The organism is Citrobacter sp. JGM124 (assembly GCF_018257795.1).
GTDB lineage: Bacteria > Pseudomonadota > Gammaproteobacteria > Enterobacterales > Enterobacteriaceae > JGM124.
Window position 1 is genome coordinate 41,306 of the sequence record NZ_JAERJD010000008.1, and the last position, 14,301, is coordinate 55,606.

The following is a 14,301-nucleotide window of genomic DNA, read 5'->3' on the forward strand; positions in this document are numbered from 1 at the left end:
AAAATTATGATGTGAAATGCCAAAAGTTTAACAAACACGGGTTACATTCATCGTTTCCTGGTTTTAGACACCCGTATAATTACAGGCAAAAACCACTTACCGGGGAGAGGTACAGCCTTAAACGGAGCCTTCTTTTTCAATAACCAGAATTCTTGCTTCACCAACCGGGTGAGCGACATGCTCAGTGCCCGTCGCCGCATAAAAAACATCCCCTGTATTTAGCCGAACAATTTTAGTTTCTCCTGCTTCTTTGTAATACATGTCCACACGACCATCCATGACGGCGAAAACTTCCTGCCCATCATTGATATGCCATTTATAGGGTTTATCTGTCCAGTGCAGGCGAACAGTAGTGCCATCAAAATTGGCAATGTCAGTAGCGCCCCAGGCGTTTGTCGCGGTAAAATTTTTACTGACATAAGTTTGCATGATATATCCTTGAACAATGGGAGACAGGTACCCGGTCTTTATATATATCAGAAGGGGACCTCGGCTGACAGGTGCCTGTAGCTATTTTTTCAGCGTAATATGTTTTTCCGCCGTCATTATGCAGGGGACAGACCTGTTCTGAGATTAAACTGGCGGCCAGCATATCTGAAAGCCCTTTTGAGGCTCTTTTGTTACCCAAGTACTTTTCTAACAGCTGTGTTGCCAGTTCGATTGTCCCATTGCCGCGGGACATGAAGAAACATTATCTTCCTCCAGCAAGTTTCTATCAGTGAGCGGTGTTTTCCAGGGAAACATTTCAATGAATTCACTGCCATGTCGCAGTGGACTGGAATAAATTGTTTCACCACAATTTGTACTAACAGGCTTGCCGTCGAGTGAAGTCAGCTGCCATGAACAGACAATTTTCCGGATATAATCATCATTATCTCCAGAAAATACAGTTTATCCAGGAAACTGCCTAAGGATAATAATGAAACTCAGGTATGAGTAGAAAAATAAATTTAACTTTTTTGTCATTTTTTTCTGTTAAATAGGATGTGGTCTGTTTGTGTTGAATAACGAGAGTAATGGTAGAGTGGTCGAAATTCTGTATTCCTGTAAACAGTACAGTAATACCCAGTGTTATGAAAATCACCCCACATAAACAGCAGAAAAGAATAAAAATACTTTTTGGTTAGATACGGCAGGAATAATACCTCGGGTAAATAATACTAACTTATCTCCAGCTCGAATATCGCTTGCCGGGGTATTGATGTCAATTTTTTATAGCATCCATTGCTTCAGTCCTAATGCAATAAGATATATGCCTCAGTGTAACAGGCTATTCGGGGACTAAATTTTTATACTGTGGGGCATTATCAAAATTGCATTAGGACCTGGCGTTAGCGCCAGGCTGAAACAAGCAACAGCAAAGTAAAACCATACTGAAATGCCCATATTACCTCCTTTTTATGGATAATAGAGGTAATAAATGCCATGAGAAATGTACAGAATGGGCATGGAATGGCAAAAAATGGACAAGGATACAGAAATAGGATTCAGTATTTTTTAAGCTGCTAAATCAATCAGTAAAGCTTTTAACCCGGTGCTGGCTAATAGAGTAATACTGCCCTCATCACAGATAAATGCACCATCACCACAGGTTAAGTTTTCTGTGTGCTTGTCAGATGTCGCTGTCACAGTTCCGTTAATGGATTGCAAATAAGCACGGCGTCCCAACAGCGAAATAGTTTGTTGCTGGCCCGGTTGCAGATTGAGGTGATGAACTCTGATATTCTGGCGCAACTGTAATGTTGATTTCCCCCCCTCAACAGAGGCAATCAGTTGCTGGGGCTGGCGGTTTAGGCTGATTTTTTGAATTAACGGGTTATCCCCTTCCGGGCAGGCATCCAGCCAAAGCTGTATTCTGGTCAACGGAGTTTTTTTGCTGACATTATGCTCGCTATAACTGCTCCGGGGTTGGGCGGATAACAGAACGGCCTCACCGGTTTTTACCAGAATATGGCGACCGTCGTTATCTCGATATTCTGCTTCGCCTTCCAGAACGAGGTTGAGAATATCTACTTTCGGATAACTTCTGGGTTGTAATGACGCGCCCGGGGCTAAAACTTCCTGATTAAGTACGCGCAACGAAGCATAACCGAGTAATTTAGGGTCAAAATAGTGCCCAAAGGAGAAGGTGTAGCGGGCTTTCAACCAACCGTAGTCAGCCTCACCACACTGTTTAGCTGTTCTTATAGTGATCATGATGGGTAACCTCTTTTTAAGCTACACTCATGTTAGAGCTATAGACGCTGTATTGTTAGCCAGTTAATCTGCACGGTATCGTCAAATTTACTGAATGAGACTCAAATGGCAAAAGAGAGAGCATTAACGCTGGAAGCGCTGAGAGTTATGGATGCCATTGACAGGCGTGGTAGCTTTGCGGCGGCGGCTGATGAATTAGGACGAGTCCCTTCGGCACTCAGTTATACCATGCAAAAGCTTGAGGAAGAGCTGGATGTTGTGCTTTTTGATCGCTCAGGCCATCGTACTAAATTCACCAATGTTGGCCGTATGCTGCTGGAAAGAGGGCGGGTTCTGCTGGAGGCCGCGGATAAACTGACTACTGATGCAGAAGCATTGGCCCGCGGCTGGGAAACTCATCTGACAATTGTTACGGAAGCACTGATACCTGCTGAAAAGCTTTTTCCTTTGGTCGACAGACTTGCCGAGAAAGCCAACACGCAGCTCTCCATTGTCTCTGAAGTATTAGCGGGTGCCTGGGAACGCCTTGAACAGGGGCGTGCCGATATTGTCATTGCCCCGGATCTGCATTTTCGAACATCATCAGAAATTAACAGTCGCAAATTGTATCAGCTCTTGAATGTGTCAGTGGCGGCACCGGACCATCCCATTCACCTTGAGCCTGAACCCCTGGCAGAGGCGACGCGAGTGAAATACCGTGGTATTGCGATAGCGGATACCGCACGGGAAATACCTGTACTGACGGTACAGTTGCTGGATAAGCAGCCGCGTCTGACCGTCAGCTCCATGGAAAATAAGCGACAAGCATTGCTGGCGGGGTTAGGGGTAGCGTCTATGCCCTATGAATTAGTTGAACGTGATATCGCTGAAGGTCGCCTGCGGGTAGTGAGCCCGGAAACCACTCGCGAGATGGACATTATTATGGCCTGGCGTCGTGACAGTATGGGGGAGGCAAAATCCTGGTGTCTGCGTGAAATACCTAAGATATTGAAAAAATAACCCCCTGTTTTTCTGCCATCCCCCCCTGTGAATCAATGTGCGTCACAGGGGGGGTTAGTTAATTAGATCCCTCCACTCCCTTTGGCAGCCGCTGCCACTGTCTGATTACGCAGCGTTTCCATCCGCATCTGGATCGGTGGGAATGGCATTTCGATATTATGTTCATGGAACCCTTGCAGGATCTGCTGGTGTATTTCATGGCGTAGCGGCATACGATGGGCCATTTCCGCTGCATAAACGCGCAAATCAAAGATCTGAATGCCCTGTTGCAGATTAACCAGGAAGGCTTCTGGTTGGGGGGTATCAAGCACTAATGAACAACGTTTCGCTGCCTGTAACAAGATCTCGGTGACCTCTTCAGGATTGGCATCGGCAGGTGCCGGAATGGTCAGCACGACACGGGTAACCGAATCAGAGAGCGACCAGTTAATAAATTGCTCAGTAATAAAAGCCTGGTTGGGCACGATTATCTCTTTACGATCCCAGTCACTGATAGTGGTTGCCCGGGTATTGATACGCGTTACTGTACCGGTTAATTCCCGAATGGTCACGGTGTCACCAATACGGATAGGTTTCTCAAACAGGATTATTAAACCAGAAACAAAATTGGCAAAAATTTGCTGTAAACCAAAACCGAGCCCGACGCTCAGTGCAGCAACAAGCCATTGCAGTTTTGACCATTCAATACCCACCAAAGAGAATCCAGCCAGGCCGCCTATTAGCATTAACAGGTATTTGGTAATGGTTGTAATGGCATATCCTGTACCGGGAGCCAGATCCAAGTGCTGGAGAAGTGCCAGCTCAAGCAGTGCTGGCAGGTTACGTACCAGTTGTACGGTGATTATCAGTACCAGGATCGCGATTAGTAATGAGCTGAGAGTAATAGGTTCAATACTTTCAACACCCTGTACACTTGATGTGACATCCCACAACGTGATATTGCCCAGGAAGCCAAAGGCAGAATGGATTTCTGACCATAAGACAATCACGGAAAGTAGGGCAATTAAGGTCAGAAGAGACCGGACCAGTTTTAACGACTGGGCGCTGATAGCATCAAGATCGATTTCCGTGTCATCGACGTTATCAATAATGCCCTCAACACTATGGGCATGGTTTGGATCCTCTTCCCCTCGTGCTCGTTGGGCGAGAATATCTGCCCGTCGCTGTCTGGCACGATCAAAAGCCAGACGGCGTCGTTGGATCAGCATCCAGCGGCGGATGATATAGTAGATAATCAGCAGTAAAAACCAGATTGCCACTGAGGTTTCCATTCGTGCCAGCAAGGCTTGTGCAGTCGCGAGATAGCCAACTATTGCGGCCAGGATCGCGACTAAAGGCGCACTGAGCATCAGGTTCCACAATAGCGTATTAACCAGATTTTCACCGCTTCCCTGTTTGTCGAGGTACAGGGGTAACCCTGCACGCTTAAGGCTCAGGGTCACCATTGCCAATGCACCACAAATTAGAATGAAGCAGAGCCTTCCAAGCGTTGCTGAAAATTCGCGATCATTGAGGTTATTGAACATGATAAGCGCCATGATCAGGGGCACAATCAAGCCAATGCTCATAATGTAGTAGCGCATAGCCCGGGAGACACGTTCGCGATGCCAGCCAAAATGAACAATAAACAGTCCATTCGGGCGGGCGAAAATAGCGCAAATCATCACGCCCCATAGCAGTGGAACGGTGGCGGTTACCCCATCACCAATCGCTACCGCAATAGGGTAAGGCCAGGCTTCTTGTAAGCCATGGCCGAGCGTTGCCCACAGTATGGGTAGCGGCAAGGCCACCAAAATAGACCAAAAGACATTACGGAGCGTTAAGCTGAAATGATCCTGGGTTACCTTGCCGACTCTGGCGCTGGAACGTTCAAGAAATTCGGTAAAATGGCGACGTGAACTGACGCTGAAACCTACCAGAATTAATGCCCCGAACAGTGGCAGTATGGTTTCTTTGCTTGTTATCATCATGATAAATGCTTTACCTAACTGACTGAAAGTATCCAGTGAAACCAGGTTGCGTAAAGCATGTAAGACATCCAGTGGCCAGTTAAGCCCCATTGGGCTAACATCTGACGTCCAGAACAGATAGCGGTGGGTAGCTTCATTAACTTCTCTGAGTGCATCTTCAAGCTGGCTGTTGGCAACTTTCAGCTTCGTCAGTTCCAGAATGAGCGCATCCCCCCCTTTCAGGAGGGAATTCAGCAGCCCACGTTGGGTACGAAGCTGTGCATCCAGAATACGGCTCTGTTCTGCCGTCAAGGGATCACCATCCAGTTGGTGAATCTGGCGTAGTTCGGTTTGTTTATTGAGAAGGTCTTCATAAGCCAGGCGCTGAACCCGTAACTGGGCCAGTTCAGTATCCAGCTGCTGAGACTTAGGCATATCTGGCAACCGTGCTACCTGGGCGCGCAGGGCTTCCCCTAAGACATTGGATACCCCTAACCACTGGGCCTGTTCGCGTAAGGTATTTAACGCCTGACGAACCTGAACGGTTTGTGTATTGGCCTGGCGTTGCTGGGAAGCAACCAGCTCCATACGCTGGGCTTGTTGATTCAGTGCCTGTGAAAGCTCACGGTTAGTTTTAAATTGTTCCGTAATTGCCGGGGGTAAATTCTCACTGGCTTCTGCAAGCTGCTCAGTACTTTCCAGAGCCTGTTCCGCTTCGCGCTGACGCTGGTTATTGAGCTGATTACGCAGGGACTGGAGATAAGCGTCAAGCAATGTACTTTGCTTGGCAGCCAGTTCTGCTCGCATCCGTGCCAGTTCCTGGCGGTTGTTTGCTGACAGTTGTGCCAGTTCTAGTTCATCGACCAGGGCTTTGAGTCGCGCGGCCTCTGCCAGTAGTGCCGTATGCTGGGCCTGAGTTAGGGCTGAACTGCCAGAAGAAGATTGTAATCCTATTTTACGTTCAACCTCATTTAACTGACGACGAAGATCCGTCTGCTGCTGAGGTAACTGACCCAGTGAGTCTGTGATATCCCTGATACGATCTTGTTCTTGTTGCGCTAAACGGCTTTTATCCAGCAGTTGGCTGCTGACTTGCAGAACTTCTTGGTTCAGGGCGTCAGTGGAAAGATTCGTGGGTGCTTTTGGCGGTTCTTCCTCTATGCCTGCAATCTGTTTGTGCAGTGTTTGTGAGAGCTTAGGGAAGTTATCTATCGCTTGTTGATATTGCCTGGCGCGTTCAAGCGAGCCAGTACGTTCATCAAGCGCATTAAGGGCAGACTGTAACGCGTCGATAACTTCCGCCTGATTGGGGGTGTTTCCGGCGGCTTTGATCTGCTCAAGATCTTGTGAAACTTGTTTTTGATCAGGGACGGTGGCAGCGTGCGCCACCCCCATACTGAAGCAAAAAGCTATCAGGAAAAAGATAATTGGGCGCACGAGTCTGCCTGTCACATTATTCTTCGGTGCTTTCCCCGGCCAGAGTGCTGGTCACGGGGGACTTGTCATGTGTTGTGTCTTCCTGAACGGTCGGTTCATTGGTGGCTTCGGATGATACCGCCAGTGGCTGACCAATCAAGGTAGGAGAAAGGCTCTGTAAAGACGCGAGCAGATCAACTTTGCCTGGTGCAAACAGGTTAATAACCGTAGAGCCCAGTTTGAAACGGCCCATCTCATGGCCTTTGAGTAAAGCAACAGAACCTTCGCTTTCACCCGCAGGCCAGGTTTTACGCTTGATCACCCCTTCACGAGGTGGGGTAACCGTTCCTGACCAGATTGTTTCGATACTGCCGACAATGGTGGCACCGACCAGAATCTGTGCCATCGGGCCAAATTCAGTATCAAACAAGCAAATCACGCGCTCATTACGGGCAAATAAGTTTGGCACGTTCTGTGCGGTTAAGTGGTTGACTGAGAAAAGATCCCCTGGGACATAGATCATCTCACGCAGAATGCCGTTACAAGGCATATGCACACGGTGATAATCCCGTGGTGATAGATAGGTGGTGACAAAACTGCCATTACGGAACAGGTCTGCCATTTGATAGTTTCCTGCCAGCAGGGCTTCCAGACTGTAATCATGCCCTTTGGCTTGTAAAATCTTGTCCTCTTCAATACGCCCTAACTGGCTGATGACACCGTCAGCAGGCATGACAAGGATATTCGGGTCAGTATTGAGTGGGCGAGCATCCTCACGTAATGGACGCACAAAAAAATCATTAAAAGTACGATAGCTTGCTGTGTCTGGCTTCTGCGCTTCTTTCATATCGACTTTATAGAATCGAACAAACAGGTCAATGACCAGCTTAGTCAGCCATCCTGCTTGTTTGCTTGCACCCCAACCAGCCAGGCGAGTCAGCCACAGTTTTGGCAAAATATATTGGAGCGAAAGTTTGATTTTGTTTAACAAAATAGCCTCCTGGCTAAATGTCTCAAATGAGAAGCTGGACATAAAAAGGCAACGATTCTAGCGATGTCCAGCTTAATTGTCAGTTTTCCGTATCAGAAAGACCTTTACGCGTTTTTACTTCGGCCATGCTTTCCAAAATACGGTGGTAGTTTTCAAAGCGGGTTTCGGCGATATCACCCCGCTCAACGGCTTCACGCAAGGCACAGCCTGGATCATTGTCATGACGGCAGTCCCGATACTTACAGTGACCCAAATAGTCTTGAAATTCGACAAAACCCTGGGTGATTTGTTCCGGCGCCAGATGCCATAAACCGAATTCACGCACTCCCGGGGAGTCAATAACATCACCACCACCCGGAAAATGGTAGAGGCGTGATGCCGTTGTGGTATGTTGTCCCAATCCTGAGTTGTCTGAAACATCGTTGACCAGGATTTGATTTTCTTCAAAACCGAGGAGTCTGTTTAACAGGCTGGACTTGCCCACCCCAGATTGACCAGCAAAAATACTGATGCGTCCAACCAGGGCGTCTTCCAGTTCTTTTAACCCTTCCGCCCGATAGCTTGAAACCATCAATACGCGGTAGCCTATCTTACGATAGATATCCATCTGTTCGTCGACCCATTGCCGGCCTTCATCATCAAGGAGGTCGGTTTTGTTGAGAACCAGTAATGGTTCAACATCCAGGGTTTCACAGGCCACCAGGTAGCGATCAATAATATTTAAAGATAGCTCTGGCAAAATAGCCGACACGATGATGATTTGGTCAATATTTGCCGCAATAGGTTTTACCCCATCATAGAAATCCGGGCGTGTCAGCACAGAGGTACGTGGGTGGACGGCTTCAACAATCCCTTTTTTAGAGACTTGTTCAGCATTCTCTTTCGCCGGGCGCCAAACGACTTTATCCCCGGTAACCAGAGAACGAATGGTCCGTCGAATATGGCAACGATGTACTGACCCGTCTGCGGATTCCACGTCAGCGTGCTGGCCGAAGCGACTGATTACCGTCCCTTCACGTCCTTCATCGAACTGTGCATCATCGGCATCGTGTTTCTCCACGGTTTTGACTAAACGGCGCTCATGGTTTGCTTTTACACGTCGTTGCTGGCCTTTGGAGAGTTTATTTTTGCTCAAGCGTACTCACTCCTGGTCGCCCATGATGGGCAAAAGTTCTATGATACACACAATCTGACCTGAATTAACCCACCGTCATCGCAGGGTGGCACATTGAAAGAAGGAAAATAGCATGAGTGGCAATGAAAACAATCTGATTTGGATTGATTTGGAAATGACCGGTCTTAACCCTGAACATGACCGTATTATCGAGATAGCCACCCTGGTGACCGATGCTAATCTGAATATTCTGGCAGAGGGGCCAGTTATTGCTGTTCATCAGTCGGATGATCAACTTGGGCTGATGGATGACTGGAACGTGCGGACGCATACCCACAGCGGTTTAGTGGCACGAGTTAAGGCCAGTACAAAAAACGAGCAAGCAGCCGAGCAAGAGACACTTGAATTCCTTAGAAAGTGGGTACCTGCTAACACTTCTCCTATTTGTGGTAATAGTATCGGCCAGGATCGACGCTTCCTGTTTAAATATATGCCTGAGCTGGAAGCTTATTTCCATTATCGCTATTTGGACGTAAGTACTTTAAAAGAGCTGGCCCGCCGCTGGAAACCAGAGATATTGCCAGGTTTTAAAAAGCAGGGCACGCATCAGGCAATGGATGATATTCGCGAATCCGTTGCTGAACTGGCTTATTACCGTGAGCATTTTATCCAGAGTTGAGTGGTATTTGCAGGTAAAGCAATATCGGGCTATACAGGGCTGCTGATTAAATCACCGCTTTGTCGGTTTAATCAGCAATCAAACAAAAAACTCGAAAAAAAGTCATTGGGGGCTTGCTACAGCAACGAATTCTCGTATAATGCGCCTCCCGTACCGATACAGATTTTACGCAGTAAAATGTGTGACGATACCCAGAGCGGGAATAGCTCAGTTGGTAGAGCACGACCTTGCCAAGGTCGGGGTCGCGAGTTCGAGTCTCGTTTCCCGCTCCAAGTTTTTGTCATCATAATGATAATTTACAGTTTTAGTTTACTTAAAAAGGTATGCTAATCGGCTGTATTTTTTTGTTTCTTTTTTTCTGCGCACAGGTTTATCCACAGGCCATCGCTATCCTCTCATTTTATCTACAAAATAGGTAAGATTTGCGTCGTTATTTTAATTCGTTGATTTTAATGAACTTAATTTAATTTTTGATTATTGCATTAGCATCTGAAAGATTTTTCTTTGCATTTATTTGTGATACGTCTGGAATTTTATTCACATGCTGTGGACATGTCAGGCATCACGCGGAAGTCCTTTTTCAATTACTCTGACCAGACGCTGCTTCTGCGGTAGCTGAACCTCTATTTCCTGCTCGGAACGTCGTTGTAATTGCTGCTTTATCGCCCACTCTATATGCTCATCCAGTAACGGATGTTCTCCTTTACGCTGCTGAAGAGCGGTTAAGTTAGCCTCATCCCAGGGGGCATTTCCCAGAGCTACCGCCACATTTCTTAACCATCGCAAATGGCCAATACGACGGATCGCAGAGCCTTCGGTAATACGTAAGAAATGGGCTTCTGTCCAGCTGAACAGCTCCGTCAGAGGGGGGGCATGCAATGCCTTGCGTGGGCTGAAATCATCTTCTTCTGTGAGCTGCGAGAATCGATTCCATGGGCAGATTAGCTGGCAGTCATCACAGCCATAAATCCGGTTCCCAATGAGTGGGCGAAACACTTCCGGGATAGCGCCTTCGAGCTCAATCGTTAAATACGATATACAGCGACGGGCATCAACCGTATAAGGCTCCACAATAGCACCGGTAGGACAAATTTTGATGCAGGCGACGCAGCGACCACACTCCTCTTGTATCGGCTGGTCAATGGGGAGTGGAATATCGACTAACAACTCCCCAAGAAAAAAGAAAGATCCTGCTTCACGGTTTAATATTAGTGAGTGCTTACCTGTCCAGCCCAGGCCCGCTTTTTCCGCCAGGGGGCGCTCTAAAATCGGTGCTGAATCAACAAAAGGTCTAAAATTAAGGGTAGTACAGTGAGACTGGATTTTTTCACCCAGTTTTTTAAGACGCTGGCGTAGTACTTTATGATAATCACGTCCCAAGGCATAACGACTGACGTAGCCGAGCTGGGGATTTTTAAGCGTTGAAGCAAAGGCAGCATTCGCCGGGAGGTAGTTCATACGCACACTGATCACTCTCAGCGTTCCTGGCTGTAACTCATTCGGGCGTGCTCGCATCATCCCGTGTCGCGCCATCCAGTCCATTTCGCCGTGATATTGTTTATCCAGCCAGGCTTGTAACTTAGGTTCACTGGCAGAAAGATCCGTGTCAGTGATGCCCACTTGCTGGAAACCCAGCTCGATGCCCCACTGTTTTATTAATTGTGCTAACTGATTGTAATCGAGGGGGTGTGACATGACTGACCATTATCTGAAAAAGTACTCAAAAAGTATACCACACTCAGTTTGGCCAGCAGACTGGTTACGGCACTCTGAAAAAGAGGCGGCCGATATCCTTGGTCTTACGCTCTATGAGCTAATGCTACGGGCGGGGGAGGCGGCATTTCAGGTTGCGCGTGGACATTATCCCTCAGCCCGCCACTGGCTGATTCTCTGTGGTGGTGGGAATAACGGCGGTGATGGCTATGTTGTCGCGCGATTATGCCAGGCAGCTGGGATACAGGTTACGTTACTGGATGCAGGTGGAAATAAACCGTTACCTGAAGAGGCTCAACAAGCACGTCAGGCATGGCTGAATGCGGGTGGTATTCCCCACCACGAACAGGCACCCTGGCCGGAATCCATTGACTTAATCATTGATGGCATACTTGGAACGGGCTTGAACACTGCACCAAGAAACAACGTTGCGACATTGATAACACAGATCAATAACCATCCAGCACCGACTATTGCGCTGGATATTCCCTCCGGGCTGCTTGCGGATACGGGAGCAGCACCAGGGGCGGTAGTGCAGGCGGATCACTGTGTGACGTTTATCACCCTCAAACCCGGTTTGCTGACAGGAAAAGCGCGTGACGTGGTTGGCGAACTGCATCATACAAGCCTGGGGCTTGATGCCTGGTTGGAGATAAACCCTGCGCCCATCATGCGTTTTGATAGCCAAAACCTCGCCAGCTGGCTACCCCCCAGGCGGCCAACGTCCCATAAAGGGGATAATGGTCGGCTGGCCATCATTGGCGGTGACAGTGGAACTGCAGGTGCCATTCGTCTGGCGGGAGAGGCATCCGTACGCAGCGGTGCCGGGTTGGTACGTGTGATGACGCGCGCCGAGAATAGTATTCCGCTACTGACAGCCCGGCCCGAATTAATGGTACATGAGTTGACACCAGAATCTCTGGACGAAGCGCTGGAATGGGCGGATGTGATTGCCATTGGCCCGGGGCTGGGGCAAAAGACATGGGGGCAGGAGGCTTTAAAACGTGTTGAAAAGAGTGATAAATCGATGTTATGGGACGCGGATGCACTTAACCTTCTGGCAATCAGCCCTGATAAGCGTCAAAATCGTATTATTACGCCGCATCCTGGTGAGGCCGCAAGATTACTGAACTGTTCTATTGCCCAAATTGAGAGTGACCGCCTGCAATCAGCTCGCCAGCTGGTCAAACAATATGGGGGGGTTGTGGTCTTAAAAGGAGCGGGAACGATAGTGGCCAGCGAGTATGCGCTGGCGATAATCGATGTGGGTAATGCCGGGATGGGGAGTGGTGGAATGGGGGATGTTTTATCCGGAATTATCGCGGCTTTACTGGCACAGAAATTGACACCTTTTGAGGCTGCTTGTGCCGGTTGTGTCGCCCACGGTGCGGCAGCAGATATGATTGCCCGGAGCACCGGAACCCGCGGTATGCTGGCGACTGACCTGTTCGCAGCACTTTATCCATTTATTAATCCAGACTTGAATACCTGAAGCCATGATAAATCGAGTTATTGAATTACCTGACGAAGCGTCAACATTAGCGCTGGGTGCAAGCCTGGCTAACGCCTGTGAAGGGGCCACTGTTATCTATCTTTATGGTGATTTAGGTGCCGGGAAAACCACGTTTAGTCGGGGCTTCTTGCAAGCATTAGGTCATCAGGGAAATGTGAAAAGCCCAACCTACACGCTGGTTGAACCCTATCAGCTTGATACAAAATGGGTTTACCATTTTGACCTCTATCGATTAGCGGATCCTGAAGAACTGGAGTTTATGGGGATCCGTGACTATTTTACTCATGATGCTATCTGCCTGGTTGAGTGGCCACAACAAGGTGCCGGTGTGCTACCGGCACCTGATTTAGAATTGCATCTGACCTATCAAGCCCAAGGACGTGAGGCATTGATTAGTGCAGTTTCCACATCAGGTGAGAAATTGCTGGCCAGATTCGCCAAATAGCAAGGATAACTGGATGATCTCTCGTGTTAAAAGTGGGTTGATAGCGGGTCTATTGTGGGTATGTGCCTGGCCGGGGTTGGCAGCAACGTTGTCTGATATCCAGGTTTCTAACGGGGATAATCAGGCTCGCATTACTTTTAGTTTTCAGGGTGATCCGCAGTATAATTTTATCCAGGAAAGTAACAGAAAATTAGTGCTGGATATTAAACAAACCGGCATTATTCAGGGCCTGCCTCTCTCATTTAGCGGGGCTAATCTGGTGAAAAGTATCCAGGCCGGGCAACCAAAAGATGATCAATTCATACGGTTGATCGTTGACTTGACCAAAGCCGGTAAAGCGCGAGCTGTAAAACAGAAGCAAAGGGGCACTGACTTGGTGATCTTCACCATTGATGCTGACCCCCCTGCACCCACAGTACCCACGATGCCTGTTCGTAATAGTGAACCCGTGCGCAACCCGTTTAACACTCAGAAAGCAACTGCTGCTATTAACAGCACCCAAGGGATTGCCACTGCACCCGTTGCCGTTTCAGGTAACAAAAATGCTGGCAAGGTCGTGGTCGCTATTGATGCAGGACATGGTGGGCAGGATCCTGGTGCAATAGGCCCGGGGGGGAGTCGAGAGAAAAATATTACGCTCTCGATTGCGAATAAACTACAAGTGCTCCTGAATGCTGATCCGATGTTCAGGGGGGTTATGACCCGTAATGGTGACTACTTTGTCTCTGTTATGGGGCGTTCTGATGTGGCTCGTAAGCAGAATGCGAACTTGCTGGTTTCCATCCATGCGGATGCAGCACCTAACCGTGAGGCTAGTGGGGCATCGGTATGGGTTCTTTCTAACCGCCGGGCTGACAGTGAAATGGCAAGCTGGCTGGAGCAGCACGAGAAGCAGTCAGAGTTACTGGGTGGGGCTGGCGATGTGCTGGCCAATAATCAAGCCGACCCTTATCTCAGCCAGGCTGTGCTGGACTTACAATTCGGGCATTCTCAGCGGGTGGGCTACGATGTGGCCGTGCGTGTACTCTCGAAACTACAACGAGTTGGCAGTTTGCATAAACGTCGCCCGGAACATGCCAGTCTTGGGGTACTACGCTCACCAGATATACCTTCGCTGCTGATTGAGACGGGGTTTATCAGTAATACTGCCGAAGAGAAGCTGCTGAACAGTGACCGCTATCAGCAGCAGATTGCTCAAGCAATTTATGAAGGGCTACGAGCCTACTTTACCGAATTCCCGTTGCAAGCGGCACCTGGTGTCCCTGCTGCAGCACTGAAATAAAGTG

11 protein-coding genes and 1 tRNA gene are annotated in these 14,301 nt (G+C 48.4%); 6 read left to right on the forward strand and 6 right to left on the reverse strand.

The window, feature by feature from the left end; genetic code table 11:
* Window positions 1-117: 117 nt before the first annotated feature.
* Window positions 118-429 carry a cupin gene (locus JK154_RS12220; RefSeq protein WP_211992828.1) on the reverse strand — a complete coding sequence of 104 codons (312 nt, stop codon included), beginning with the start codon at window positions 427-429 and terminating at the stop codon, window positions 118-120.
* Window positions 430-1,497: 1,068 nt separating this feature from the next.
* Entirely contained in the window at window positions 1,498-2,196 is a 699-nt protein-coding gene (locus JK154_RS12225; protein WP_211992829.1) for a pirin family protein, read from the reverse strand.
* 105 nt (window positions 2,197-2,301) lie between these two features.
* On the opposite strand from JK154_RS12225, the gene JK154_RS12230 reads away from it, so the two are divergent.
* On the forward strand, window positions 2,302-3,195 hold the full coding sequence (locus tag JK154_RS12230) for a LysR family transcriptional regulator (protein WP_211992830.1): 894 nt from the start codon (window positions 2,302-2,304) through the stop codon (window positions 3,193-3,195).
* Between the two features lie 62 nt (window positions 3,196-3,257).
* On the opposite strand, the gene mscM is transcribed toward JK154_RS12230, so the two are convergent.
* The 3 genes from mscM to rsgA form a co-directional block, all read right to left on the reverse strand.
* The gene (gene mscM, locus JK154_RS12235; protein ID WP_211993037.1) at window positions 3,258-6,581 is read right to left on the reverse strand and encodes a miniconductance mechanosensitive channel MscM; all 3,324 of its coding nucleotides are present in this window, start codon (window positions 6,579-6,581) and stop codon (window positions 3,258-3,260) included.
* Window positions 6,582-6,597: 16 nt separating this feature from the next.
* Window positions 6,598-7,551 carry an archaetidylserine decarboxylase gene (asd, locus tag JK154_RS12240; protein WP_211992831.1) on the reverse strand — a complete coding sequence of 318 codons (954 nt, stop codon included), beginning with the start codon at window positions 7,549-7,551 and terminating at the stop codon, window positions 6,598-6,600.
* 79 nt (window positions 7,552-7,630) lie between these two features.
* Entirely contained in the window at window positions 7,631-8,686 is a 1,056-nt protein-coding gene (rsgA, locus tag JK154_RS12245) for a small ribosomal subunit biogenesis GTPase RsgA (protein ID WP_211992832.1), read from the reverse strand.
* Between the two features lie 112 nt (window positions 8,687-8,798).
* Between rsgA and orn the strand changes: the two genes are divergently transcribed.
* Window positions 8,799-9,344, forward strand: coding sequence for an oligoribonuclease (gene orn / locus JK154_RS12250; RefSeq protein ID WP_211992833.1), 546 nt, complete (start codon window positions 8,799-8,801; stop codon window positions 9,342-9,344).
* 196 nt (window positions 9,345-9,540) lie between these two features.
* A tRNA-Gly gene (locus tag JK154_RS12255) sits at window positions 9,541-9,616 on the forward strand.
* Window positions 9,617-9,899: 283 nt separating this feature from the next.
* Here the strand turns inward: JK154_RS12255 and queG are convergent.
* On the reverse strand, window positions 9,900-11,039 hold the full coding sequence (gene queG, locus JK154_RS12260) for a tRNA epoxyqueuosine(34) reductase QueG (RefSeq protein ID WP_211992834.1): 1,140 nt from the start codon (window positions 11,037-11,039) through the stop codon (window positions 9,900-9,902).
* Between queG and nnr the strand changes: the two genes are divergently transcribed.
* From nnr to amiB, 3 genes are read left to right on the forward strand one after another with little or no spacing between them, the layout of a single operon-like run.
* Window positions 11,038-12,549: a bifunctional ADP-dependent NAD(P)H-hydrate dehydratase/NAD(P)H-hydrate epimerase gene (nnr, locus tag JK154_RS12265; protein WP_211992835.1), complete on the forward strand. Its 1,512-nt coding sequence runs from the start codon at window positions 11,038-11,040 to the stop codon at window positions 12,547-12,549. The genes queG and nnr overlap by 2 nt on opposite strands.
* A 4-nt stretch (window positions 12,550-12,553) precedes the next feature.
* On the forward strand, window positions 12,554-13,015 hold the full coding sequence (tsaE, locus tag JK154_RS12270) for a tRNA (adenosine(37)-N6)-threonylcarbamoyltransferase complex ATPase subunit type 1 TsaE (protein WP_211992836.1): 462 nt from the start codon (window positions 12,554-12,556) through the stop codon (window positions 13,013-13,015).
* Between the two features lie 13 nt (window positions 13,016-13,028).
* Window positions 13,029-14,297, forward strand: a complete 1,269-nt coding sequence (amiB, locus tag JK154_RS12275) for an N-acetylmuramoyl-L-alanine amidase AmiB (protein ID WP_211992837.1) — start codon at window positions 13,029-13,031, stop codon at window positions 14,295-14,297.
* Window positions 14,298-14,301 lie beyond the last annotated feature (4 nt).

Coding starts and splice junctions, on each gene's coding strand:
- JK154_RS12220 (WP_211992828.1), bottom strand. CDS start 429: ATGCAAACTTATGTCAGTAAAAATTTTACCGCGACAAACGCCTGGGGC.
- JK154_RS12225 (WP_211992829.1), bottom strand. CDS start 2,196: ATGATCACTATAAGAACAGCTAAACAGTGTGGTGAGGCTGACTACGGT.
- JK154_RS12230 (WP_211992830.1), top strand. CDS start 2,302: ATGGCAAAAGAGAGAGCATTAACGCTGGAAGCGCTGAGAGTTATGGAT.
- orn (WP_211992833.1), top strand. CDS start 8,799: ATGAGTGGCAATGAAAACAATCTGATTTGGATTGATTTGGAAATGACC.
- nnr (WP_211992835.1), top strand. CDS start 11,038: ATGACTGACCATTATCTGAAAAAGTACTCAAAAAGTATACCACACTCA.
- queG (WP_211992834.1), bottom strand. CDS start 11,039: ATGTCACACCCCCTCGATTACAATCAGTTAGCACAATTAATAAAACAG.
- tsaE (WP_211992836.1), top strand. CDS start 12,554: ATGATAAATCGAGTTATTGAATTACCTGACGAAGCGTCAACATTAGCG.
- amiB (WP_211992837.1), top strand. CDS start 13,029: ATGATCTCTCGTGTTAAAAGTGGGTTGATAGCGGGTCTATTGTGGGTA.